Source organism: Enterobacter sp. QK-SA4 (assembly GCF_056856775.1).
Genome location: NZ_JBXFXH010000003.1, coordinates 26,889 through 48,842 on the forward strand (window position 1 = coordinate 26,889; position 21,954 = coordinate 48,842).

24 protein-coding genes and 7 pseudogenes are annotated in these 21,954 nt (G+C 55.9%); 15 read left to right on the forward strand and 16 right to left on the reverse strand.

Annotated features, from left to right (window positions below; all coding sequences use genetic code 11):
* Positions 1–45 precede the first annotated feature (45 nt).
* From ccdA to AC1VYI_RS00350, 6 genes are all read left to right on the forward strand, one after another.
* Positions 46–264 carry a type II toxin-antitoxin system antitoxin CcdA gene (gene ccdA / locus AC1VYI_RS00325; RefSeq protein ID WP_004197642.1) on the forward strand — a complete coding sequence of 73 codons (219 nt, stop codon included), beginning with the start codon at positions 46–48 and terminating at the stop codon, positions 262–264.
* A gap of 1 nt (position 265) precedes the next feature.
* Positions 266–571 carry a type II toxin-antitoxin system toxin CcdB gene (gene ccdB / locus AC1VYI_RS00330; protein WP_013023785.1) on the forward strand — a complete coding sequence of 102 codons (306 nt, stop codon included), beginning with the start codon at positions 266–268 and terminating at the stop codon, positions 569–571.
* Between the two features lie 168 nt (positions 572–739).
* Positions 740–1,135, forward strand: coding sequence for a hypothetical protein (locus AC1VYI_RS00335; RefSeq protein ID WP_017899885.1), 396 nt, complete (start codon positions 740–742; stop codon positions 1,133–1,135).
* Between the two features lie 26 nt (positions 1,136–1,161).
* Complete coding sequence (locus AC1VYI_RS00340) at positions 1,162–1,476, forward strand: hypothetical protein (protein ID WP_053389906.1); 315 nt, start codon at positions 1,162–1,164, stop codon at positions 1,474–1,476.
* A gap of 10 nt (positions 1,477–1,486) precedes the next feature.
* Complete coding sequence (locus tag AC1VYI_RS00345; protein WP_017899884.1) at positions 1,487–2,503, forward strand: hypothetical protein; 1,017 nt, start codon at positions 1,487–1,489, stop codon at positions 2,501–2,503.
* Between the two features lie 197 nt (positions 2,504–2,700).
* The gene (locus AC1VYI_RS00350) at positions 2,701–3,495 is read left to right on the forward strand and encodes a site-specific integrase (RefSeq protein ID WP_004197635.1); all 795 of its coding nucleotides are present in this window, start codon (positions 2,701–2,703) and stop codon (positions 3,493–3,495) included.
* A 423-nt stretch (positions 3,496–3,918) separates the two neighbouring features.
* On the opposite strand, the gene AC1VYI_RS00355 is transcribed toward AC1VYI_RS00350, so the two are convergent.
* Complete coding sequence (locus tag AC1VYI_RS00355; protein ID WP_071571079.1) at positions 3,919–4,221, reverse strand: hypothetical protein; 303 nt, start codon at positions 4,219–4,221, stop codon at positions 3,919–3,921.
* Positions 4,218–4,844 carry a ParA family plasmid-partitioning AAA ATPase gene (locus AC1VYI_RS00360; RefSeq protein WP_004197649.1) on the reverse strand — a complete coding sequence of 209 codons (627 nt, stop codon included), beginning with the start codon at positions 4,842–4,844 and terminating at the stop codon, positions 4,218–4,220. Before AC1VYI_RS00360 ends, AC1VYI_RS00355 begins: the two co-directional genes overlap by 4 nt.
* 526 nt (positions 4,845–5,370) lie before the next feature.
* Between AC1VYI_RS00360 and AC1VYI_RS00365 the strand changes: the two genes are divergently transcribed.
* The 4 genes and pseudogenes from AC1VYI_RS00365 to AC1VYI_RS00380 all read left to right on the forward strand — a co-directional run bounded on the left by AC1VYI_RS00365 (position 5,371) and on the right by AC1VYI_RS00380 (position 7,951).
* Entirely contained in the window at positions 5,371–6,075 is a 705-nt protein-coding gene (locus tag AC1VYI_RS00365) for an IS6-like element IS26 family transposase (protein WP_001067855.1), read from the forward strand.
* Positions 6,076–6,128: 53 nt separating this feature from the next.
* Positions 6,129–6,572 (forward strand): annotated as a pseudogene (locus tag AC1VYI_RS00370) (DsbA family protein); the annotation flags it as partial.
* Positions 6,573–6,637: 65 nt separating this feature from the next.
* Positions 6,638–7,195 (forward strand): annotated as a pseudogene (locus AC1VYI_RS00375) (SDR family NAD(P)-dependent oxidoreductase); the annotation flags it as partial.
* A 51-nt stretch (positions 7,196–7,246) separates the two neighbouring features.
* On the forward strand, positions 7,247–7,951 hold the full coding sequence (locus AC1VYI_RS00380; protein WP_001067855.1) for an IS6-like element IS26 family transposase: 705 nt from the start codon (positions 7,247–7,249) through the stop codon (positions 7,949–7,951).
* A gap of 51 nt (positions 7,952–8,002) precedes the next feature.
* On the opposite strand, the pseudogene AC1VYI_RS00385 reads toward AC1VYI_RS00380, so the two are convergent.
* The 4 genes and pseudogenes from AC1VYI_RS00385 to argC form a co-directional block, all read right to left on the reverse strand.
* Positions 8,003–8,344 (reverse strand): annotated as a pseudogene (locus AC1VYI_RS00385) (transposase); the annotation flags it as partial.
* Between the two features lie 24 nt (positions 8,345–8,368).
* A complete protein-coding gene (locus tag AC1VYI_RS00390) occupies positions 8,369–8,995 on the reverse strand; it encodes a DNA methyltransferase (protein ID WP_003465024.1) in 627 nt (208 codons plus the stop codon).
* A 414-nt stretch (positions 8,996–9,409) separates the two neighbouring features.
* A pseudogene (locus AC1VYI_RS00395) lies at positions 9,410–9,568 on the reverse strand (OmpA family protein); the annotation flags it as partial.
* 410 nt (positions 9,569–9,978) lie between these two features.
* Complete coding sequence (argC, locus tag AC1VYI_RS00400; RefSeq protein WP_003465021.1) at positions 9,979–10,908, reverse strand: N-acetyl-gamma-glutamyl-phosphate reductase; 930 nt, start codon at positions 10,906–10,908, stop codon at positions 9,979–9,981.
* Between the two features lie 114 nt (positions 10,909–11,022).
* Between argC and AC1VYI_RS00405 the strand changes: the two genes are divergently transcribed.
* A complete protein-coding gene (locus AC1VYI_RS00405; RefSeq protein ID WP_003465017.1) occupies positions 11,023–11,907 on the forward strand; it encodes a LysR family transcriptional regulator in 885 nt (294 codons plus the stop codon).
* Between the two features lie 183 nt (positions 11,908–12,090).
* On the opposite strand, the gene AC1VYI_RS00410 is transcribed toward AC1VYI_RS00405, so the two are convergent.
* The 4 genes and pseudogenes from AC1VYI_RS00410 to AC1VYI_RS00425 all read right to left on the reverse strand — a co-directional run bounded on the left by AC1VYI_RS00410 (position 12,091) and on the right by AC1VYI_RS00425 (position 13,874).
* Positions 12,091–12,354 (reverse strand): uracil-DNA glycosylase family protein, encoded by a 264-nt coding sequence (locus AC1VYI_RS00410; protein ID WP_003830781.1) that lies wholly within the window; start codon positions 12,352–12,354, stop codon positions 12,091–12,093.
* Between the two features lie 61 nt (positions 12,355–12,415).
* Positions 12,416–12,736: pseudogene (locus tag AC1VYI_RS00415) on the reverse strand (uracil-DNA glycosylase family protein); the annotation flags it as partial.
* A 28-nt stretch (positions 12,737–12,764) separates the two neighbouring features.
* Entirely contained in the window at positions 12,765–13,313 is a 549-nt protein-coding gene (locus tag AC1VYI_RS00420) for a cytochrome P460 family protein (protein WP_003465000.1), read from the reverse strand.
* 27 nt (positions 13,314–13,340) lie between these two features.
* A complete protein-coding gene (locus AC1VYI_RS00425) occupies positions 13,341–13,874 on the reverse strand; it encodes a carboxymuconolactone decarboxylase family protein (protein ID WP_020309197.1) in 534 nt (177 codons plus the stop codon).
* Between the two features lie 117 nt (positions 13,875–13,991).
* Here AC1VYI_RS00425 and AC1VYI_RS00430 point away from each other — a divergent pair, with 117 nt between their 5' ends.
* On the forward strand, positions 13,992–14,834 hold the full coding sequence (locus tag AC1VYI_RS00430) for a helix-turn-helix transcriptional regulator (RefSeq protein ID WP_003464996.1): 843 nt from the start codon (positions 13,992–13,994) through the stop codon (positions 14,832–14,834).
* Positions 14,835–15,587: 753 nt separating this feature from the next.
* On the opposite strand, the gene AC1VYI_RS00435 is transcribed toward AC1VYI_RS00430, so the two are convergent.
* Entirely contained in the window at positions 15,588–15,800 is a 213-nt protein-coding gene (locus AC1VYI_RS00435; protein ID WP_000993245.1) for a DUF3330 domain-containing protein, read from the reverse strand.
* A gap of 165 nt (positions 15,801–15,965) precedes the next feature.
* Positions 15,966–16,670 carry an IS6-like element IS26 family transposase gene (locus tag AC1VYI_RS00440; protein WP_001067855.1) on the reverse strand — a complete coding sequence of 235 codons (705 nt, stop codon included), beginning with the start codon at positions 16,668–16,670 and terminating at the stop codon, positions 15,966–15,968.
* Positions 16,671–16,733: 63 nt separating this feature from the next.
* Here AC1VYI_RS00440 and AC1VYI_RS00445 point away from each other — a divergent pair.
* Positions 16,734–17,429: pseudogene (locus AC1VYI_RS00445) on the forward strand (IS30 family transposase); the annotation flags it as partial.
* Positions 17,430–17,465: 36 nt separating this feature from the next.
* Positions 17,466–18,497: a methyl-accepting chemotaxis protein gene (locus tag AC1VYI_RS00450; protein ID WP_073454648.1), complete on the forward strand. Its 1,032-nt coding sequence runs from the start codon at positions 17,466–17,468 to the stop codon at positions 18,495–18,497.
* A gap of 349 nt (positions 18,498–18,846) precedes the next feature.
* On the opposite strand, the gene AC1VYI_RS00455 is transcribed toward AC1VYI_RS00450, so the two are convergent.
* The 3 genes from AC1VYI_RS00455 to AC1VYI_RS00465 all read right to left on the reverse strand — a co-directional run bounded on the left by AC1VYI_RS00455 (position 18,847) and on the right by AC1VYI_RS00465 (position 21,139).
* On the reverse strand, positions 18,847–19,641 hold the full coding sequence (locus AC1VYI_RS00455) for an ABC transporter permease (protein ID WP_003465028.1): 795 nt from the start codon (positions 19,639–19,641) through the stop codon (positions 18,847–18,849).
* Positions 19,642–20,571, reverse strand: coding sequence for an ABC transporter permease (locus tag AC1VYI_RS00460; RefSeq protein WP_003465031.1), 930 nt, complete (start codon positions 20,569–20,571; stop codon positions 19,642–19,644). It abuts the gene before it with no gap.
* Between the two features lie 325 nt (positions 20,572–20,896).
* Positions 20,897–21,139 (reverse strand): hypothetical protein, encoded by a 243-nt coding sequence (locus AC1VYI_RS00465; RefSeq protein ID WP_258178629.1) that lies wholly within the window; start codon positions 21,137–21,139, stop codon positions 20,897–20,899.
* On the opposite strand from AC1VYI_RS00465, the pseudogene AC1VYI_RS00470 reads away from it, so the two are divergent.
* Positions 21,138–21,278, forward strand: a pseudogene (locus tag AC1VYI_RS00470) (sprT domain-containing protein); the annotation flags it as partial. The gene AC1VYI_RS00465 and the pseudogene AC1VYI_RS00470 overlap by 2 nt on opposite strands.
* 14 nt (positions 21,279–21,292) lie before the next feature.
* Here AC1VYI_RS00470 and ardK read toward each other — a convergent pair.
* Complete coding sequence (gene ardK / locus AC1VYI_RS00475; protein WP_000057569.1) at positions 21,293–21,634, reverse strand: antirestriction protein ArdAB regulator ArdK; 342 nt, start codon at positions 21,632–21,634, stop codon at positions 21,293–21,295.
* Positions 21,635–21,954 lie beyond the last annotated feature (320 nt).

Sequence of the window (21,954 nt, forward strand, 5' to 3'; positions counted from 1 at the left end):
GCTATACTGATATGCATATCATCAGTATGTATTCCGGAGTGCATTATGAAGCAGCGCATCACCGTCACCATAGACAGCGACAGTTATCAGTTACTGAAATCCGCAGACGTCAATATCTCCGCCCTGGTGAACAGGGCCATGCAGAATGAGGCCCGTCGTCTGCGTGCCGAACGCTGGCAGGCTGAAAATCAGGAAGGGATGGCCGAGGTTGCCCGCTTTATTGAGATGAACGGTTCATTCGCCGACGAAAACAGGGACTGGTGAGATGCAGTTTAAGGTTTATGCCTATAAAAGAGAGAGCCGCTATCGTCTGTTCGTGGATGTGCAGAGTGACATCATCGATACCCCCGGGCGACGGATGGTGATCCCGCTGGCCAGCGCCCGGCTGCTGTCGGATAAGGTTTCCCGTGAACTCTATCCGGTGGTGCACATCGGGGACGAAAGCTACCGCCTGATGACCACGGACATGGCCAGCGTCACGTCCTCCGTCACCGGGGAGGAAGTGGCCGATCTCAGCCACCGGGAAAATGACATCAAAAATGCGATAAACCTGATGTTCTGGGGAATTTGACAGCCTCCCCGCCCTGAAAGACATCGAGGATGTCAAAACGAAGTATTGCCGCAGAGCTTAACCCTCAGCATGAACTGCTCTCCGGAGCGGATGCCCTGCAGGCTTTCGCGGGGTCAGCTTAAACGAACGGTTCACACAAACACCCTTAAGTCAGTAAAAGGAAACCAGATGAACAGAACTGATGGCGAACCAGAGACAGACGTGATGGCCACCGCTTTCAGCACCATGCGCAAGTACGGCATGAATATCATCACCGCCACGCAGCATATGGATATTAATGCTTACGTGAAATCCGATCCGCGGATGCCGAGAACGCGGCTGCGTCGTTACCTGGGACAGTACGGCCTGCGCGGTGAGGCCCTGAGCGCGGAGGTAAGACGTATCGTCGCTGGCCCTGAACGACCAGATAACACGCTGAAAGCCGGAATCTTCTATACGTGGCCCTATGGCTGGGAGCCTGCGGATTTCACGCCAGTGATGAGGCGCATTTTCAAGGGAAAGCGCACCCGCCATGTGATGTTGTTTGATGAACTGCCTCAGCTGTTTGGCAAGAATGACTATTGAACCGGATACTATTTTTGAGGCGAGGTATGGGTACACCAACATTTAGCTCATTTAACGATGTGGTCCGGGAGCTTGAGGATGTATATGGCCACCAGGAGCTGTGGCTTTATTCTGGCCTTAATGAGGACAGCCCCATCGAGACAGCCCGCAGGCGTCAGAAATGGCGATCTCCAAAAATTCTCAAACGAAACGGCAGAATGGTGGCAGAACAATCAGGCCAGCCTGATTTCTGGGTGCTCACGGGTGACTACCATCTGCCGCAGTCTGAACACAGCGCTCCGCCGTGGAAAGCCTGCCTCATCAATAAGGTCTTTAAAGTGTATTGTTCACTTCACTGTTAGGGAAAAAAACATGACCGACTGTGTTACCCGGACTGGTGACGACAAAACAATGTGGCTCGTGACATTGCCGGAGATCATTACAAATAACAGTACCCGCCAGGAGGAAAATCTGGTCGTTATTCTGAGCAGGGAGGAATCGTGGGGGCCAACTTCTGACCATTTTCCCGACGGATTGTACCGGGTCTCCTGCATAATGACACTGTACCTTGCCGATACCGAACTGACGAAGACTCAGACTTTCACTGCAATCTACTGGCCTCAACAGAAGGCCCTGCATCTGTTTACAGATGAGTTCAGACTGGAACGCCGCCTGCAGGGACTCGGCCTGGGTAGCTGGATCACGCAGCAGTTTGTTCTCTGGGCCAGAGGCCTTCCGCCAGCAACCCTGGTTTTGCCGATTGAAATTTCCCGGGTTGATGAAGAAAACGAAGAAAACAAGATCCGGAGGGACAGGCTGTGGCACGCAATGGGTTTCCGGTTCCCGGCGGGGGAAACCAGCTCAATGCCGCTGCGGGCAGACGAACTGCAGTTGCCACGGGGCAGGTGCTCAACGCTCCGGGTGGAGCCCCTGGTATCCGCGGTACGCCGGCTGGAAGACTGTTATCGCGGGCTGCAGGAAAAAATCGTGCAGCTCGAAGGCAAAAAACGGTCGCAAAAACAGTTAATTACTTCACTTAAGAATCGTCCATTTTATCATCTGTTGCACAGGAAAGAGGGCCAGCTCCCGGACGAGAAATGTGACGCCCTGCCGCTGCGGGCAGAAAAACTGTCTCTGCCGCAGAGCGGGGATTCAGACCTGGAGGTGGCGCAACGGGCAACCGGGGTCATCCGGCTGGCTACCCTGTGTGCTCAGTCGCAGAAAAGAATCCTGGAGCTGGAAAGGGAGCTTGCCTCGCAAAGTGAGGAGCTCGTTGACCTGCAGGCACATCCCTTTTTTAACCTGCGGGATAAATACCGCGGCCAGATCCTGTTCTGGGGATGGGGGATGGGTTTTCTGTGCTTTATCTACTGGATGTTGGTGTCATGAATGTTCCCGTTCCATAGCCACCCACTGAAGAGGAGTGAAACCTGTGCCCGAAAATATCGTGTCTACCGTCATTGACGGGGTAGTTTTGTTTGTGACTTCGTCTGTTTTCTGGCTGGCCGTCGCTGGCTGGTTAGTCATCCTGACTCCGGTAATATTACGAAGAAAATTCTCGGCAAAGAAAAAAATTAACAGAAATTATGAATAACCTGGTTCCAGTTGGATCTCCGGCATCTCCCGGAACATTGCTCCCGGTGGCCATCGATTACCCTGCCGCCCTCGCCCTGCGCCAGATGGCGCTCGTGCAGGATGAACTGCCGAAATACCTGCTGGCGCCGGAAGTCAGCGCCCTGCTCCATTACGTGCCGGATCTTCACCGCAAGATGCTGCTGGCGACGCTGTGGAACACCGGCGCGCGCATTAATGAAGCGCTCGCGCTGACCCGGGGGGATTTTTCGCTGGTGCCGCCGTATCCGTTCGTGCAGCTGGCCACGCTCAAGCAGCGCACCGAGAAAGCGGCCAGGACGGCAGGTCGTGCCCCCGCAGGCAGTCAGGTCCATCGTCTGGTTCCCCTTTCCGATCACCACTATGTCAGCCAGCTGCAGATGATGGTGGCCACCCTGAAAATTCCGCTGGAAAGACGAAACAAGCGCACCGGCAGAATGGAGAAGGCACGTATCTGGGAGATCACAGACCGTACCGTGCGCACCTGGCTTAGCGAAGCGGTGGAGGCCGCAGCGGCCGACGGGGTGACGTTCTCAGTACCGGTTACCCCCCATACGTTCCGTCACTCCTACGCGATGCATATGCTGTACGCCGGCATACCTCTGAAGGTTTTGCAGAGCCTGATGGGCCACAAATCGATCAGTTCCACGGAGGTCTATACGAAGGTGTTTGCGCTCGATGTCGCGGCACGGCACCGGGTGCAGTTTGCTATGCCGGAAGCTGAAGCTGTTGCGTTGATAAAAAAGTTAACCCCAAACCAATCTACATAGGTCAACTATGGGTAATACCCCAGGTTTCGACCTAAAGTAGTTCTTGTGTGGGAAACAGTCCAAGCTTAATGGGGGCTTATCCAGCCTCACTTTTTACAGCTTTCAATCACATTAATTATGTTCAGAAAGGCCCTCATTGCCCTAAAGAAAAAAAATGCAGCCATGAAAATAAGGAATAATTGAGATACAACTCCTGCTAAATCATGGTTGCTACCAGCCACTGATAGCAACGTAAATAGTAATGCAAGCGAAAAATGTAAGGCGATTGTAGTATTTGAATTCATGTATATCCCCTTATGTATAGGACTGAGGCCATCCGCAAATTTTCACTATCGCGAAGTTGTTGCCTCGATATAAAAGGTGTTACCACCCTGAACAAGATAACAAGATAACAAGATAACAAGATAACAAGATAACAAGATATTATCGTTGTTTCGCTTCTGCGATTAATCTGGATATCTCTGTTTTTGATAAACTTTTTAGTGCCTCTACCGCTGCCCTGACTACGTCAGAACGATTCACTCTGCTTTTACCTGAAATCATTTCACCCGCTATAAGATCATCAATGTCTTTTAAGTTTTCTTCAAAAAAGGAAATGCTCACTGGTTTTGCTTTACTTACAGCCAATGGTCTCTCTGAAGTCACTTTGGTATTATCAATACCAGCAGTACCACCGTTAATAAACGCTGCCTCATCACGAGATGGAGTATTTGCTCTATTTCTCACAGAATAACCTCTTTAACTAACGATTCGATTTCTTGTTGTGCTTTGTCATTTTGCGTTTCAAAAATTGTCATTGATTCTGCCCAGGCATCTCGATGCGCTTTTCGATCACAAACTCGGGAACTAGCCAGACGCATTTCAGGATAATCCTTGAGTACGTCAGCTGCCTGATTTGCTTCATTGACAAACATGTTCGTGGGCGTCATGTTTAAAACGAGATATCCCCGGACGTCCTCATTAAAATCTTTTGCTGCTGTAAAAACAGAGCATGTATGAGGCACTACATCCAGGTCCATCTGAGAAGGCCGCAACGGAGAAATGAATACGTCAGCGGCCATCAACCCACTACGCATTTCTGCACTGTCGCGGCCAGCACAGTCTGCGATGACAAAGTCATAAGATTTCTCGTGTTCCTTTAGCATGGCTTTGATGTTGCCTGTTGCGCCAGTAACCGGAATATGGGGAAGATCTTCAGGACGATTGTTGTACCAGGTCAATACAGATTTCTGGTCATCTGCGTCGACAATGATCACTCTATTGCCCAGTGACATCAGATACGCAGCTATAGATACCGCCAGTGTACTTTTACCAACCCCACCCTTTTGACTACCCAATACTATTATCATCATAGCCTCATATTAAATTGTTAAGTTAACAACTTAATATTGCCAAACAGGCGACAATATTGCAATTTCTTTATTAAGTTAATATCTTGTTAAGTTGTTAACTGTGTGATTTATAACTGAATTGTTTTTGTATCTTAACAAATTAGTAAGATGTTAGGATAACAATATAACAAGATAGCAAGATAACAAGATAACAAGATGGCAAAGTGGTGCCTTTATCCGAAATCCCCATAGAACCACATAATGCGGCTTTCAACTCCAGGCTACCTTTAGGGAGGGTAGTATCAACCAGTTATGACCGCGTGAAGCAAAAAGTGGGGCGTAGTGGGAAGCCTTTGAATCTTCGGTGTGTCGAAGTGGGGAGTCGGTGAGACAAATTTGGTAAAAGGTGGTGAGAAGCGGGATAGCTTCTCACTTCTATCCAAAAAGGTGTGTTGAAGTGGGAAGGTGCGTAAGTATATACGGCACTGTTGCAAATAGTCGGTGGTGATAAACTTATCATCCCCTTTTGCTGATGGAGCTGCACATGAACCCATTCAAAGGCCGGCATTTTCAGCGTGACATCATTCTGTGGGCCGTACGCTGGTACTGCAAATACGGCATCAGTTACCGTGAGCTGCAGGAGATGCTGGCTGAACGCGGAGTGAATGTCGATCACTCCACGATTTACCGCTGGGTTCAGCGTTATGCGCCTGAAATGGAAAAACGGCTGCGCTGGTACTGGCGTAACCCTTCCGATCTTTGCCCGTGGCACATGGATGAAACCTACGTGAAGGTCAATGGCCGCTGGGCGTATCTGTACCGGGCCGTCGACAGCCGGGGCCGCACTGTCGATTTTTATCTCTCCTCCCGTCGTAACAGCAAAGCTGCATACCGGTTTCTGGGTAAAATCCTCAACAACGTGAAGAAGTGGCAGATCCCGCGATTCATCAACACGGATAAAGCGCCCGCCTATGGTCGCGCGCTTGCTCTGCTCAAACGCGAAGGCCGGTGCCCGTCTGACGTTGAACACCGACAGATTAAGTACCGGAACAACGTGATTGAATGCGATCATGGCAAACTGAAACGGATAATCGGCGCCACGCTGGGATTTAAATCCATGAAGACGGCTTACGCCACCATCAAAGGTATTGAGGTGATGCGTGCACTACGCAAAGGCCAGGCCTCAGCATTTTATTATGGTGATCCCCTGGGCGAAATGCGCCTGGTAAGCAGAGTTTTTGAAATGTAAGGCCTTTGAATAAGACAAAAGGCTGCCTCATCGCTAACTTTGCAACAGTGCCTGAAGGTCTGATCTACAACTTCGACGGCATGATGTTTGGTGATACAGAAGATGCACACACCCTGCTGGTTGCCGCGCGTAAGGCCGGAATTGCGGACACGGTGGAAGAACGTTTTTATCATGGCAGTATCACCGAAGGTCGCTCTCTCTTTGACCGTCAGCAGCTCGTTGCCATGGCCGTAGAAGCCGGTATGCCGAAAGCTGACGCTGAAGCCGCCCTGGAAAATGACGATTTTCGCGCCACCGTTTCCGACGATGAAGCCCACGCACAGTCTATTGGCCTCAGCGGCGTTCCGGTTTTTGTGATGAACGAAAAATATGCCATCAGCGGGGCTCAGGCAGCAGATAACTTTTTGAATGCCCTGCGTCAGGTCTGGGATGAACAGCAAACCGAATTTTCAGCCACTGCGGGTCAGACCTGCGGAACGGATGGCTGCAGTATTTAATCCGTCAACCGCCGGCAGTTTCACGCTGCCGGCAACGTCTTACCCACCAGTAATGGAGTCAGAAAATGAACACTTTTTTCAAAGGTAAAAAACTGCTCGTCGTCGGCGGTACCAGCGGCATGGGCCTGGCCGTGGCACGCATGGTACTGGAAGCGGGCGGCAGTGTCGTGCTGACCGGGAATAAAAAAGACAAAGCCGAAGCGGTGCAAAAAGAACTGAGCCCTCTGGGACCGGTTGCGGTCATCGCGGCGAACCTGATGACCGAAGAAGGTATGGAAACTATCCGTCAGGAAATTAATGCTCACCATCACGATATCAGCCTGATGGTGAATGCCGCCGGTATCTTCATGCCCAAAGGATTTACCGAGCACAGCTTTGCCGATTATGACATGTATCTTTCGCTGAACCGAGCCACGTTCTTTATTACACAGGATGTCGTGAAGAACATGCTCGCCGCGAAGCTCGAAGGGTCTATCGTCAACGTCGGTTCGATTGGTGCTCAGGCTGCACTGGGTGACTCGCCGGCCTCGGCCTATTCAATGGCAAAAGCGGGTCTGCATGCCCTGACGCGTAATCTGGCGATTGAGCTGGCCAGCGCGGGTATTCGTGTCGGCACTGTTGCAAATAGTCGGTGGTGATAAACTTATCATCCCCTTTTGCTGATGGAGCTGCACATGAACCCATTCAAAGGCCGGCATTTTCAGCGTGACATCATTCTGTGGGCCGTACGCTGGTACTGCAAATACGGCATCAGTTACCGTGAGCTGCAGGAGATGCTGGCTGAACGCGGAGTGAATGTCGATCACTCCACGATTTACCGCTGGGTTCAGCGTTATGCGCCTGAAATGGAAAAACGGCTGCGCTGGTACTGGCGTAACCCTTCCGATCTTTGCCCGTGGCACATGGATGAAACCTACGTGAAGGTCAATGGCCGCTGGGCGTATCTGTACCGGGCCGTCGACAGCCGGGGCCGCACTGTCGATTTTTATCTCTCCTCCCGTCGTAACAGCAAAGCTGCATACCGGTTTCTGGGTAAAATCCTCAACAACGTGAAGAAGTGGCAGATCCCGCGATTCATCAACACGGATAAAGCGCCCGCCTATGGTCGCGCGCTTGCTCTGCTCAAACGCGAAGGCCGGTGCCCGTCTGACGTTGAACACCGACAGATTAAGTACCGGAACAACGTGATTGAATGCGATCATGGCAAACTGAAACGGATAATCGGCGCCACGCTGGGATTTAAATCCATGAAGACGGCTTACGCCACCATCAAAGGTATTGAGGTGATGCGTGCACTACGCAAAGGCCAGGCCTCAGCATTTTATTATGGTGATCCCCTGGGCGAAATGCGCCTGGTAAGCAGAGTTTTTGAAATGTAAGGCCTTTGAATAAGACAAAAGGCTGCCTCATCGCTAACTTTGCAACAGTGCCACGTAGGCATCTCTGAGGCTGGGAATATTCATGCTGCGCAGCTTGCCGGCAATCTGCTCGGGAGACAAACGCTCACGCAGCATATGCGCCACCAATTCGAAGCGCTCGCTACCCGGCAACAGCTTTTGCTTCGGTCGACACACCTGACGGCGGGCCTGCATCTGCTGCTGGGCCACGCGGGCCGAGTAGCCGCCACAGGCATCTCGATTGCGGCGCAGCTCCCGGCTGATGGTCGAAGGGGATCGGTTGATCAAGCAGGCAATCCCGCGCAGGCTGAAACCTTGGGCATGACCGATTTGAATGGTGGCGCGCTCTTCAACGCTGAGTTCGGAATAAGACATAGGGACAGCACCGTACCGGAAAGGTCAGGTGTTGCACTCAGTTTTCGCCGCCGCCCCCTTATTATCACTGCGAGGTGAATAGCTTTTCTGCCAATTGATTATGCCAATGCGATTCTCTTCGCCGAAGATTTCGTCCATGAGCATGCCAAGTCTAAATAGTTCCCTATGATCAATACAGATAGCCATAACCCCGCCTGGGGTTAGCATCTCACGCATCATCCAGATTCTGGGTGTCATGAAGCGCAACCATTTGCTGTGCTTGGACCCATCATCTTTAGGAACTACATCGCCGAGATCTGGATCGTTTGGATCCTTGTCCCACTTGTCGTTATAGCGGAAGTCCTCGCCGGTGTTGTACGGCGGGTCTGTTACTACAAGATCAACTTGACCACGATATTTATAGAGCGTGACCATCGCAGAAAGGTTTTCACCGTCCCAGATCTCATTCTCTGACTGGGCGGTTTCCTCTCCAAAGGATACTTTCTTGATAATACGATGCAGCTTCGGCTTGACCTGGCGGATGATCTGCCAGGGAGCAGCCCGCCCGGTGTAACTCATAACGATGCCATTCTTGCCAGCATCGGCAAGCGCCGCATCATGCTCCTGCAGCATACGGACCAAGGCGGCCCTCGGCAGTTGTTCGTAATCCATGCTTGCCCCTTGAATTCGTGCGGCGGCACCGAAAAGCTGAAAATTCTAGTACCGCTCGTGGATGCTTCACCATCCCTAGGGTGGCGAGTGTACTTGTGAACGTATTGATTTGGCTGTTAAACCGTTGAAAAAGACGGATCAACTGAGTTCCAAACGGGCTGCGTACTGGCTGGCAGATGCGAATCCGGCGCACGCCGCTCCCTTCTGGGCTCAAGCCCGCGAAGCGGGCATAAAGAACCCGGCCGAGGCCGGGATCCTTATGGGCTTATGGGCCGGCGTATTGGTCTGCCCAGTCCAAAGCCGGTGCCACGGGAGCTTGCACCTCCTGAGGCCAGGTTTTGGAGCCCACTGCAAATCGCCCGTAACCCATTAAAAGATAGCTGGGCATCCGACGAAAAGAGCACCAAGGCACCATTACCCTTGAGCTACAGCGCCGCTACGGGGCACCAGTTTGATTTCAACGCGGCGATTTTGGGCGCGACCCTCGGCGGTGTCGTTGGGGGCAATGGGCGAGCTGGAGCCTGCACCAAAGGTTTGCAGGCGCGAAGGATCGACGCCATTGCTGCGCAAAGAGAAAAAGGGGACTGATTTATGTGCGCCAGGCAAAGCTTGGTCGCCTGGGAATGACGGCGCAAGCCGTCACGAAATGGCGTAAGAAACCCAGCGGGTATGACCCCCGCCCGGTAAAGGTTAGCCACCGACCGGAAGCGAGTCTTGCGTGGTGACCGGGTAACCGGCGCTGCGAAGCGTAGACAGCAGAAAAGGGGATTTATTTTCCCTACTCTAAAACGGCCGCTGTTGGCCGATTGCTGCCTGTCGTGGACGACCGTTTAACTTCAAAGCCTGACTGGATTGCAAACTGCTGACACGCGTAGATTCTGTTTTCGACTCGTTTAATGCCGTCGATGCCAGGCCATAAACAGAGAGGAAACAACCGCTCGAAAATTCGAGCCATAGACTCTAGAGCCAGTGGGTAGTCGGAGTCATGTTCCTGCAACCATCAAATCCAGATTCTGCACCGCCGCTCCAGCGGCTCCCTTCCCAAGATTGTCAAACACCGCAGCCAACAAAACCTGCCCCGTCTCATCATTTTCACACACCACCAATCGCAAACTATCAGTCCCGTTAAGCGCCTGAGGATCAAGGCACGTCAACCCTTTGGCCTCCTGCATCGACATCACCTGTACATGGTCCGCATCGACGTAGTGCTGCATAAGACACGCATGCAACCGCACCGCATCCACGCCCGGCGCCAACAAGCGAAGTTGCAACGGTATGGTCAGCACGATCCCCTGCCGAAAAGCCCCATAAGCCGGCACAAACATCGGCCGCTCCATCAGACCGCTTTGCTGCTGAATCTCCGGAATATGTTTGTGTGCCAGCCCCAGACCATAAACCTGAAACGCGGGCGCCTGTGATGCGCCCTCTCCCTCATGCTCTTGCACGCCAACGCGCCCTTTTCCGGAATAGCCCGACACAGCATGAATGTTCGTCGGATAGTCCCTGGGCAGCAACCCGGCCTCCAGCAATGGGCGCAGCAGCCCTATCGCCCCCGTGGGATAGCAACCGGGATTGCTGACCCGCCGTGCCGTGGCGATGCGTTGGGCCTGCTGCGAGTTCATCTCCGCGAAACCATAGGTCCAGTCTGGATGGGTGCGGTGCGCCGAACTCGCATCGATCACCCGAACGGCGGGGTTTTCGATGCTCGCTACAGCGTCGCGTGCGGCTTGGTCGGGCAAGCAGAGAATCGCGATGTCGCAGGCGTTGATGATTTCGGCGCGACGTTGCGGATCCTTGCGATGTTCGGGGCTGAGCGTGATAAGCCGCAGATCGGTCCGGTCGCGTAGACGTTGATGGATTTGCAACCCGGTGGTGCCTTGGTCGCCGTCGATGAATATAAGAGGACTTGCCATGGAATGCTCTCGGACATAGGAAATCAGGAGTTCCAATCTTCAGTGAGGGGCTAAGATAGGAAAAGTTGAATTTCTAAACGATGAAATTCAGCTTTTCTGAACAAGGAGTGACTCATGCGCGAAATCAGCCTGGACCGTCTGCGCACGTTGGTGGCCATTGCCGACCTGGGTTCGTTTGCCGAGGCGGCCCGTGTGCTGCACCTCGCGCCACCCACGGTCAGTTTGCATATTGCCGACCTGGAGTCGCGGGTTGGCGGAAAGCTGTTGTCGCGCACACGTGGGCGCATTCAGCCTTCGGCGATTGGAGAAACGCTGGTGGAGCGCGCGCGGCGCCTGTTGGCGGATGCGGAGCAGGCGCTTGAGGACGTGGAGCGTCAGGTGCAGGGCTTGGCCGGGCGTGTGCGGCTGGGTGCCTCCACAGGGGCCATCGCACAGTTGATGCCGCAAGCTTTGGAGACGTTGGGCCAACGCCATCCCGCTATCGATGTGCAGGTCGCGGTGCTCACGTCGCAGGAAACTTTGAAGAAGCTTGCCGAGGGCTCTTTGGAGATCGGTCTGGTCGCGCTGCCACAGACCCCGGTGAAGGAATTGCGGATCGAGCCATGGCGGCGGGACCCGGTCATGGCCTTCTTGCCGGCTCGCTGGGAATGCCCGGATGTTGTGACCCCCGGTTGGCTGGCCGCCCAGCCATTAATTCTGAATGACAAAACTACTCGGCTTTCGCGCTTGACCTCGGAGTGGTTCGCCAGTGATGGACGGCAGCCCACGCCGCGTATTCAACTGAACTACAACGATGCGATCAAAAGCCTAGTGGCGGCCGGTTATGGTGCGACGTTGTTGCCGCATGAAGCCTCCACGCCATTGCCCGATACCAGGATCGTCATGCGGCCATTACAGCCCTTATTGTGGCGTCAACTTGGTATTGCCCACCGTGGTGGGGACGTCGAGCGGCCTACGCAACATGTGCTGGATGTGTTGTGGGGGTTGAGTGCGGGCTAGGGCGATGTTGTCAGAGAAAGGACCGCTTTCGACCCGGGCATACGGTGATTGAGGTCCCAGGCGTCAGCTACCGCACCTGAAGCCGTCGTTCATCGCTCCAAAGCCGGTGCCTGTCTCCGTTCGCCCAGGCCAGGGTGTCGTAGTACTTGTGCAGCAGCTCGGTAATGGCGGCGGTGTCGTCGGTCATGGGGTTTCCTTGGGGTTGGCGGTGAGGACTGCCTGGACGCGTGCTTGCAGCGCGGGCAGCACGTCTTGTTGGAACCAGGGGTTGCGCACCAGCCAGCGATTGTTGCGCGGGCTAGGGTGAGGCAGGGGGAACGCTTGCGGCCAGTGCTCGCGCCAGGCTTCGACCACCCGGGTGAGCGGCGTCTTGCCAGTACCGAGGTGGTAGTCCATGGCGTAGCTGCCCAGCACGATGACCAGCGACAGGCGCTCGAAACGCTGCATGAAGGCTTCGCGCCAGGCGGGGGGCGCACTCCGGGCGTAGCGGCAGGTCACCGCTTTTGCCGGTGCCCGGATAACAGAAGCCCATGGGCAGAATGGCGATGCGGGTAGGGTCGTAGAAGGTGTCGCGGTCCACGCCCAGCCAGGCGCGCAGACGCGCGCCGCTGGCGTCGTCGAAGGGCACGCCTGAGGCATGGACCCGGGCCCCCGGTGCTTGGCCGGCGATGAGGATGGGCGCACTCGGGTGAAACTGGAAGACCGGCTGCACGCCGTGTGGCAGATGCGGTGCGCAGCGCGTGCAGGCGCGGACGTCGGTCAGAAAGGCGTCGAGTGTCGGCATGGCGCGCTTCCGGAAAGGGTGGCTCGCGCAGGACGGAGGTGCCATCCTGCGCGAAGCGTAACCCGGCAGCAAGTCAGTGCTGGGTCAGTGTCGGATAGCCCTGGATGAATACGCGGTCGGTCTTGGCCGCCGGCACATGGCAGCCCATGCAGTCGGCTTCGTAGCTGACGGCGACATTCTTGGCGGGGGCGTCGGCCTTGAACAGCGCCCAGCCCCAGCCGTCGCCCCACAAGGGGTTGCTGGCGAAACGGCCTTTGGCGTCCTTGACCATCACGAACCACACGGCCGCATCGGAACCCCAGACCACAGGGTTGCCAGTGGTCATGGCGCTGGTTTCGAGCTTGCGGATCTCTTTCACCAGCGTGGCGCCGTCCAAGAACTTGCCGGTCTTGCGGTAGTGCTCGGCCGAGGCCTTTTCGGTGTACACATCGTGCAAGCCGCGAGAGGCGGATTTTTCGTCCAACACCGCATATGAGCCCAGGTGGACGAAGTTTGTGCGGAAGTCTGTGGGGCGGCTGATGCCGCCCTGGCTGTCCACATAGGGCGAAAAGTCGCCGGCCGTGACGGCCAGTGGCAGGACGAGGGCGCTGGCGAGCAGAGCGCCGGTGAGTGCGATTTTCATCGTGTTCTCCTTATATGCCTATGGAGATCAGACGGCGACCACGGGGAAATCCACCGTGGTGTCGGCGATGTGGTTGGTGTAGTTGGTGAGCGTGTTCAGCGCGACGTTGGCGATCACTTCCAGTATCAGGCCGTCGTCGAGCCCCGCGCGGCGGTAGTTGGCCATGGCGTCGGCCGACACCACGCCGCGTTGCTCGACCAGCGCGCGGGCAAAGCCGGCGATTGCATCGTCAAGTGCGTTGGCCGCCTGGCCGGTGCGGGCCGCGGCGATGGCCTCTGCCGACAGTCCGGCACCTTTGCCGATCAGGGTGTGTGCGCTCAGGCAATACTGGCAGCGATTGGCTTGACCGGCAGCGAGCGCAACGATCTCGCGCTGGGAGGCATTCAGGCGGCCGGTGCCCAGCGTTTCGGACAAGCCGAGGTAGCCATTGAGCGCCGCCGGCGCGTGGGCCAGCGTGGCGAACAGGTTCGGCACCATGCCAAGCTTGGCTTTGACGGCCTTGAGTGTGGCAGCGGTAGCGGCGTCAGCGGTGTCGATGGTCAGGGGGGCGATTTGGGTCATGTCTATCTCCGTAGTGGGTGAGGTGCAAGAGCACGTGGGCATGATCGCCCTTTGTTTGGTACGATATGGCACGTAAAGTATCAAATACGTAACCTATCGTCTTATATGGAGAGTGGAATGGCGGATCGACTGGCCGGCTTGCTCCGGCACTACTCGCTTTCGGCGCGCGTTTTTCACAGCGGCGCCTTCTGTGGGCAGCATCATTACGCGGCGCCGCATGGCTATATCCATCTGGTGCGGCGCGGCCCGATTACGGCGCGTTCGCCCGTGCATGAAGATCTGCTGGTTACCGAGCCGAGCCTGCTGTTTTATCCGCGCGTGGCGTCGCATCGTTTTGTCGCCGCCCCCGGCGATACCGCTGAGCGGTTGTGTGCGGAGGTCGACCTGGGCGCTTCGACGGGCAACCCGTTGGCCATGGCCTTGCCGTCGATGCTGCTGATTCCGTTGGCGGACTTGCCCGGCCTCGGGCCGACGCTAGAGTTGCTGTTTGCCGAAGCCGAGCGCGACCAGTGCGGTCGGCAGGCCGCCATCGACCGCTTGTGCGAGTTGCTACTGATCCAGTTGCTGCGTTATCTGATGGATGGGCGGCTTGGCGCCACCGGACTGCTGGCGGGCCTGGCCGACCCGAAACTCGCGCGCGCCATAACCGCCATGCACGATGCGCCGCAGACCGCGTGGTCGCTCGAGGCGCTGGCGGCGAAGGCGGGCATGTCACGCGCGCGCTTCGCCGCCGCGTTCAAGGACGCGGTGGGCGTCACGCCGGGCGACTATCTGGCCGACTGGCGGATGAACGTCAGTTGCACCCTGCTCAAGCAGGGGCGGCCGGTGGCGGTGGTGGCCGACCGCGTCGGCTACGGCAGCCCGAACGCTCTGGCGCGCGCCTTCCGCGTGCGCATGGGCTGCGCCCCGCGCGACTGGCTGGCGCAGCAGCGCGGTGACGCGGCGCTCAGCGGTTCGTGAGTTTGAGTTCGATTCGCCGGTTCTTGGCGTAGGCGGCGCCGGTGTTGCGCTCGTCGAGCGGGTGAAATTCGCATCACGCCGGAACAACTGGCGGAACTTCAGGTGGCGATCCGTCAACGGCTGGTCAGTCTGTTCGTGCGGCGCGGCCGGCTGGACAAGGCTGAGTCAGTGGCGCAGGTAGCTGGATGACGCTGTCCCGCCCTGAGCCGACGCTCACAGGCGGGGATTTCCAGTGTCGTCATTGTCGGCTATTGGCCGGCAGCAGCCCGTCGTTGCCTGATGGATCCAACCCCTCCGCTGCTATAGTGCAGTCGGCTTCTGACGTTCAGTGCAGCCGTCTTCTGAAAACGACAGGTTGAACGCCAAAGAGGGGGCGGGAGCGCTGCAACCGGAGCAGCGTCAGAGCCTCCAGAATCGCCCACACAACGCGGAAGCTGTCAGTCAGGGGGCAAGCCTACCTTGGCACCAGAAACGCGCCCAGGAGGCCGCAGGGGGCGATTTTGGCCGCTGCAACTGTCCAACCTTGGCCGGGCCTCGCCGGGCCGAGTGGGGCGGCCTTCGACCAGGGCGGGCCGGCGACCGTCCGTCGGGCATGGAGGGGACGATAGAGAAAACGGACAAAATCGTACGCTAAGCGTGCGGCCTGTCAGGTTGAGGCCCTAGAGGTTGCAGGCGAGTCGTCAGAAAATGCTGGAATCGGCCCTATTCTGACACTGCCCAAGGTTCCGGCCTGACGCCCAGTTAGGGCATGCCTCAATCTGACGGCTGCGAACCGCCAGGGACAGGCGCAATGTCAGATTCTGTCGCGGCCTTGGCGCGTGCCTGGAAGCGTTCATAGCAATCCAGCCCGCAGAAATGTTCGACGTATTCCGCGCCTTCCGGGGTGAAGGCGGCATCGAGCGGAATTTCTTTGCAGCATACGCAGCAGGTGGTGCAACTGGCAGTGTTCGGGGCGTTTGCGTTCATGGTGGTACTCCTCCAGATTGGTAGCGAAGCTCAAAGCTGCCCACTCTCGGCTGGCTGGGAAGCGGTCATGATCTTCCCTTGAAGGCCCGCAGCAGCCGCGTCACAGACAGGACGGCACTGTTGCAAAGTTAGCGATGAGGCAGCCTTTTGTCTTATTCAAAGGCCTTACATTTCAAAAACTCTGCTTACCAGGCGCATTTCGCCCAGGGGATCACCATAATAAAATGCTGAGGCCTGGCCTTTGCGTAGTGCACGCATCACCTCAATACCTTTGATGGTGGCGTAAGCCGTCTTCATGGATTTAAATCCCAGCGTGGCGCCGATTATCCGTTTCAGTTTGCCATGATCGCATTCAATCACGTTGTTCCGGTACTTAATCTGTCGGTGTTCAACGTCAGACGGGCACCGGCCTTCGCGTTTGAGCAGAGCAAGCGCGCGACCATAGGCGGGCGCTTTATCCGTGTTGATGAATCGCGGGATCTGCCACTTCTTCACGTTGTTGAGGATTTTACCCAGAAACCGGTATGCAGCTTTGCTGTTACGACGGGAGGAGAGATAAAAATCGACAGTGCGGCCCCGGCTGTCGACGGCCCGGTACAGATACGCCCAGCGGCCATTGACCTTCACGTAGGTTTCATCCATGTGCCACGGGCAAAGATCGGAAGGGTTACGCCAGTACCAGCGCAGCCGTTTTTCCATTTCAGGCGCATAACGCTGAACCCAGCGGTAAATCGTGGAGTGATCGACATTCACTCCGCGTTCAGCCAGCATCTCCTGCAGCTCACGGTAACTGATGCCGTATTTGCAGTACCAGCGTACGGCCCACAGAATGATGTCACGCTGAAAATGCCGGCCTTTGAATGGGTTCATGTGCAGCTCCATCAGCAAAAGGGGATGATAAGTTTATCACCACCGACTATTTGCAACAGTGCCGCCTACGTCTGTCGCGAGACGATCTATAACGCGATCTATGCCTTGCCAGTCGGCGAGCTGCGTAAAGAGCTGATCATCTGCCTGCGCCAAAGCAAGACGATGCGCAGGCCGCGCTCTGGCGGCGTGGATCGGCGCGGTCAGATCCCTGAGAGGGTCAGTATTCATGTACGTCCGCCGGAGATCGAAGACCGACTGATGCCAGGGCATTGGGAAGGCGACCTGATCAAGGGCAAGGCCAACGCCTCGTCTGTAGGTACGCTGGTGGAGCGCACCAGTGGCTACCTGATGCTGGTGAAGATGAACGACGCGACGGCGACCTCGGCGATGGAAGGCTTCAGTGCAGCGCTCAATGGCATGCCGCTGGCGATGCGCAAGAGCATGACCTACGACCAGGGCCGAGAAATGGCGCGGCATGCTGAAATCACCCAGCAGACCGGGGTGGCGATTTACTTCTGCGACCCGCACAGCCCTTGGCAGCGCGGCAGTAACGAAAACATCAATGGCCTGATCCGCCAGTACCTGCCCAAAGGCACGGACTTGTCGGTGCATAGCCAGGAGGAACTGGATGCCATCGCACTGCAACTGAACATGCGCCCCCGTAAGCGCTTCGACTTCAAGTGTCCGATCGAGGTTATGGACGAGGTGATGCAGGAAGCTATGGCTATGCGGCATGATGCTCCAGCTTCAATTCAATAACCGTGTTGCACTCAGCTCCTGTAACCGCCCACTTTAATGTCAGGAAGCTTAAGCTCTGTTAGTGTTTTGGCTATTCTCTCTCCTCTTGGAAGACTGGTTGAAAGAGCCAGGAATATTTCCAATAACCCATTAAGTCAATCCCTCTACACTGGGCGCACCGATGAGTTTGGCCAAATAGAGTTTGCTTTACGAATGATGCAAGCTGAAACAGGCGCCATAGTAGGTCGCATAGGTGATGCATCAAATCGGCTTAGCGAACACACCCGAGGCCTACTAAAGGATATTGAGTCAAGCAATGTACTTACAGTTGAGCAGCAGGCAGAGACAGATCAAATAGCAACGGCAGTAAACCAAATGGCGGCAAGCATTCAAGAGGTTGCGAGCAATGCACAGCATGCTGCAGATGCGGCCGGAAGAGCAGACACTGAGACGGCATCTGGCCAGCGTCTGGTAGCCCACACAAGCCAGTCAATCACTGCCCTTGAAGGTGAAATTAGGCAAGCCGCTCAGGTTATTCATGAGCTTGAAGGTCAAAGTAACGAGATATCAAAAGTTCTTGACGTTATACGAGGGATCGCCGAGCAAACGAATTTGTTGGCACTCAACGCAGCAATTGAGGCCGCGCGTGCTGGTGAGCAGGGGCGTGGTTTTGCTGTTGTCGCCGATGAGGTTCGCAGTCTTGCTGCTCGCACACAGCAATCGACAACGGATATTCAAAGCATGATCAGCGCTCTACAAGAGCGAGCGCAATCCGCTGTTACAGTCATGGAGCAAAGTAGTCGGCAAGCGCACACGAGTGTAGCTCACGCAGAGGAAGCAGCTACAGCTCTTGATGGAATTGGCCAACGCGTTAACGAAATTACCGACATGAACGCGCAAATAGCGACTGCGGTCGAGCAGCAGGGAGCAGTAAGTGAAGACATAAACCGCAGTATTATCAATATACGCGATGCTGCTGATACCAATGTACAGACCGGGCAGAATAATTTGCAAAGTGCGAAATCTGTCGCTCAGTTAACTAGCGCTCTGAGCGAACTGGCAAAACAGTTTTGGGAAAAACGAGGATAACGCTTTTCAGTATCTCGACAGGGATAACTTACTTTACCATCGGTTATCCCTTTTAGCCGCACAAATTTTAGCCATGGCTTTTCAGGAAGTCAGGGCTATCAGAATGGCCTTAGAAAGCCTAGTCAAAGAGCTGTCACGAGAACACCGTTAGCTTAGCGTACGATTTTTTCCGAATTCTGCGGTTCCCCCGAGATGGGCCTGGACACGGGTGATAGATGCTGAATTAAGCCGTGTGACGGCAGGCTGTGCTGGGCTGCACGTCGGCATGGGCGTGCGTGGTCAGGACGCAAAAACACACTTGCCCGCAATGGCGGGCAAGTGTGTTTGCAGAGGGGGAGTGCGTTGTTGGTTATTGTTTGTTGCGACCGGCAATCACCACCAGGATCAGCGACGCCAGGATCAGGATCGAACTGATAGCGGCAATGGTCGGATCGATCTCGTCGCGCAGCGCCGTGAACATGCGCTTGGTCAGAGTCTGGTTGTCGCCGCCGGAGATGAACAGCGCCACCACAGTTTCATCCAGCGAGGTGATGAAGGCGAACAGTGTCGCCGAGACCACACTGGGCTTGATCTGCGGCAGGGTCACGGCCATGAAGGCGCGAAAGCGGTTCATGCCCAGGCTGCGCGCCACCATTTCCTGGGACATGTCGAAGTTACGCAGACCGGCCAGCAGCGCGATGATCACGTAGGGCAAGGCGAGCATGATGTGCGCCAGCACCAGGCCGGTCAGCGTGCTGATCAGGCCGACCCGGGCGTAAACGAAGAACACGCCGGCGGCGATCAGGATGATGGGCACCATCATCGGCAGCAGCAGGATGATCTGCAGCGTACGCACCACCTTCAGGCTGGAGTTGTTGATGGCGTAGGCGGCCGCCATACCAATCGGCAGGCTGATGGCCATGGTGAAAAATGCCGTGATCAGACTGACCCGCGCCGCCGACATCCACTCCACGCTGTTGAAGAACGCCTCGTACCAGTGGAAGGACCATTGCTTGGGAGGGAATTGCAGGAAGCGCGCCTCGGAGAACGACATGGGTACCACGATCAGCACCGGGATGATCAGGTACAGCAGGATCGCCGCGACCAGCACCGTGAACAGCACGTGGGACAGGCGAAGGTGACGCAGGTTGGCAAGCAGGTTCATTTAGCGCGCTCCCAGGATGCGTTCGATGGGGATGAAGCGATTGATGCCCCAGAAGATCAGGAACACCACAAACAGCAGCACCAGGCCGACTGCGCTGGCTGCGCCCCAGGCGTGATAGAGCTCGACGTTGCGTTGCACCAGCATCGACACCAGGATCGTGCGGCCACCGCCGAGCAGTTCCGGGGTGATGAAGAAGCCTAGGCAGATGACGAACACCAGGATGGAACCGGCCATGACCCCCGGCGCTGCCATCGGCAGGAAGACCCGGCGGAAGGTGTAGAAGGGTTTGGCGCCAAGGCTCTCGGACGCTTGCATGAGGTCCTGGGGGATTTTTTTCATCACCGAATACAGCGGCAGGACCATAAAGGGCAGCATGACGTGCAGGGTGCCGATTACCGTGCCAGTGGTGTTGTGCATCAGCGTCAGGGGTTGGTCGATGATGCCAAGGTCCATCAGCGTCTGATTGACCAGTCCGCGGCGTTGCAGGAGCACCAGCCAGGCATAGGCCCGCACCAGCACGCTGGTCCAGAACGGCAGGATCACGCAGATCAGAATCAGGTTGGCCCAGAAACCCTGCAGGCGCGAAGCGGCGTAGGCAATGGGGAAGCCCATGACGATCGACAGGATCGTCACCAGGAAACTGATCTTGAAGGTCAGGGCGAAGGTGTCCCAGTAAATGCTTTCCTGGAAAATCCGGATGTAGTTGGCCAGGGAAAACCCTTCCTCGGTCTGGACCGACTGAAAGGCCAGCCAGCACAGCGGCATGATCAACAGCACCACGACCATGACCAGCGCCGGGGTGAGCAGCAACAGCATGGAGGTGTGCTCCTTGCGTTCTTCACGGGCCAGGGCGTCTTCGCTGGTCATGGGCGGCTGGTGCTGCTGGTCGCTGGAGTCGGGCATGGATTTGGCGAGATAGGCGTTGGACATGATGACCTCTCGTCACTGCGCAGTGCTGGAGGGTATCCAGCACTGACGGGTAGCGCTGGCGGTGGCAGTCGTCCTGGCGGACAGCAGGGTGCGGTGCTCGGGTAATGTCATGTGAAGAACTCCCAATGGTGGGCAGGTACTTGAGGCGAGCGCGAGTTGTCTGCACAGGTCACTCTGCGGGACCCTCAGGCCTAATGTACCGGGATGCCAACGAATGAAGTGGACGCAATTGACCGGTGCGCAAGCGCTTTATGTCGAAATCGCGGGGGCAGACGGCATGTCCTGCGCCGAGGCCTCTGGCCTGCGGCGCAGCAACGGCCGATGGCTATTTTTTCTGGACGAAGGACAACCAGCGTTCTTCGGCCTTGACCCCGGCTTCGGAGGCCCACCATTGCGCCGAGAGCAGGGCCTGGCGCGAGATGTTGCCGGGTGCGGAAGGCAGCTTGGCCTCGCGCTCGGCCGGGATTACCCCGGTCTTGAAGGCTTCGGGGTTGAGCGGGCCGTAGTCGATGATCATCGGCAACGCCGCTTGCAGTTTGGCATCGATGGCCTCGTTGACGAATTTCATGGCGGCCCCGGTGAACAAAACAAACCGGGAAAAGTACAGCTGCCCGGTGTGTCATATCAATCTCTGGGGTAAACCGGGGATAGTGGTTTACTGTGGTGGCGAGCACTGTAATAAAGCCGCGTTAGTAGTCTTAAAATAAAGTCCTTTCGGACTTTATTTTTTTTCCATTTCCGAGGTCGTGATGTTATTAATGCTGTACTTCGCGGCTTCTTTTAAAACAGTTTCAGCAAGGCTTGCTGGTATCCAGACCTGAACTAATTTTAATGGTTCGCCGTTCTCGGCTTTAAGAGTGGTGTTCTGGTACAAATCCCAGATTCGCTTAACGGTGCTGGAAATGTTTTGCTTGGAACGGCCTACTCGCGTGGCTACGTCTGATGATTTCTCACCTTTGACAAGCACGGAATAGCCAATATCTGTTGTGATGTGTGCAAAGGAAGCCATTTGCGGCAGCAGCTGTTTCCATTCTGTTTCTGAAATTCTGTTTTTCTGAGCCATCTGTGGCGCCTCCGTAGTTTTGGTTACAGAAAGGATATACTCAGAATAAACAGGGGTCAATACAAGTACGATTTTTATAAACTTTATTTTATTTGAGGGTGAGGCCCGGTGCGGCAGCAGCGCGGGCCTCGATGGTGCCGCGAAGGTGCTGGCGCCATGCTCGGATTAAAACATGAACCGTGAAGAACTGCGAAACTTGTTTTCGCGGTTCTGAGGGGTTGACCGAGCCGCGAAGCGGCGCTGGTAAGCGATGATATGCACATATCCACAGGCATATTTTTAAAAGGTATTTTATAGATTTTTTATCTTTTTAAAGTCTT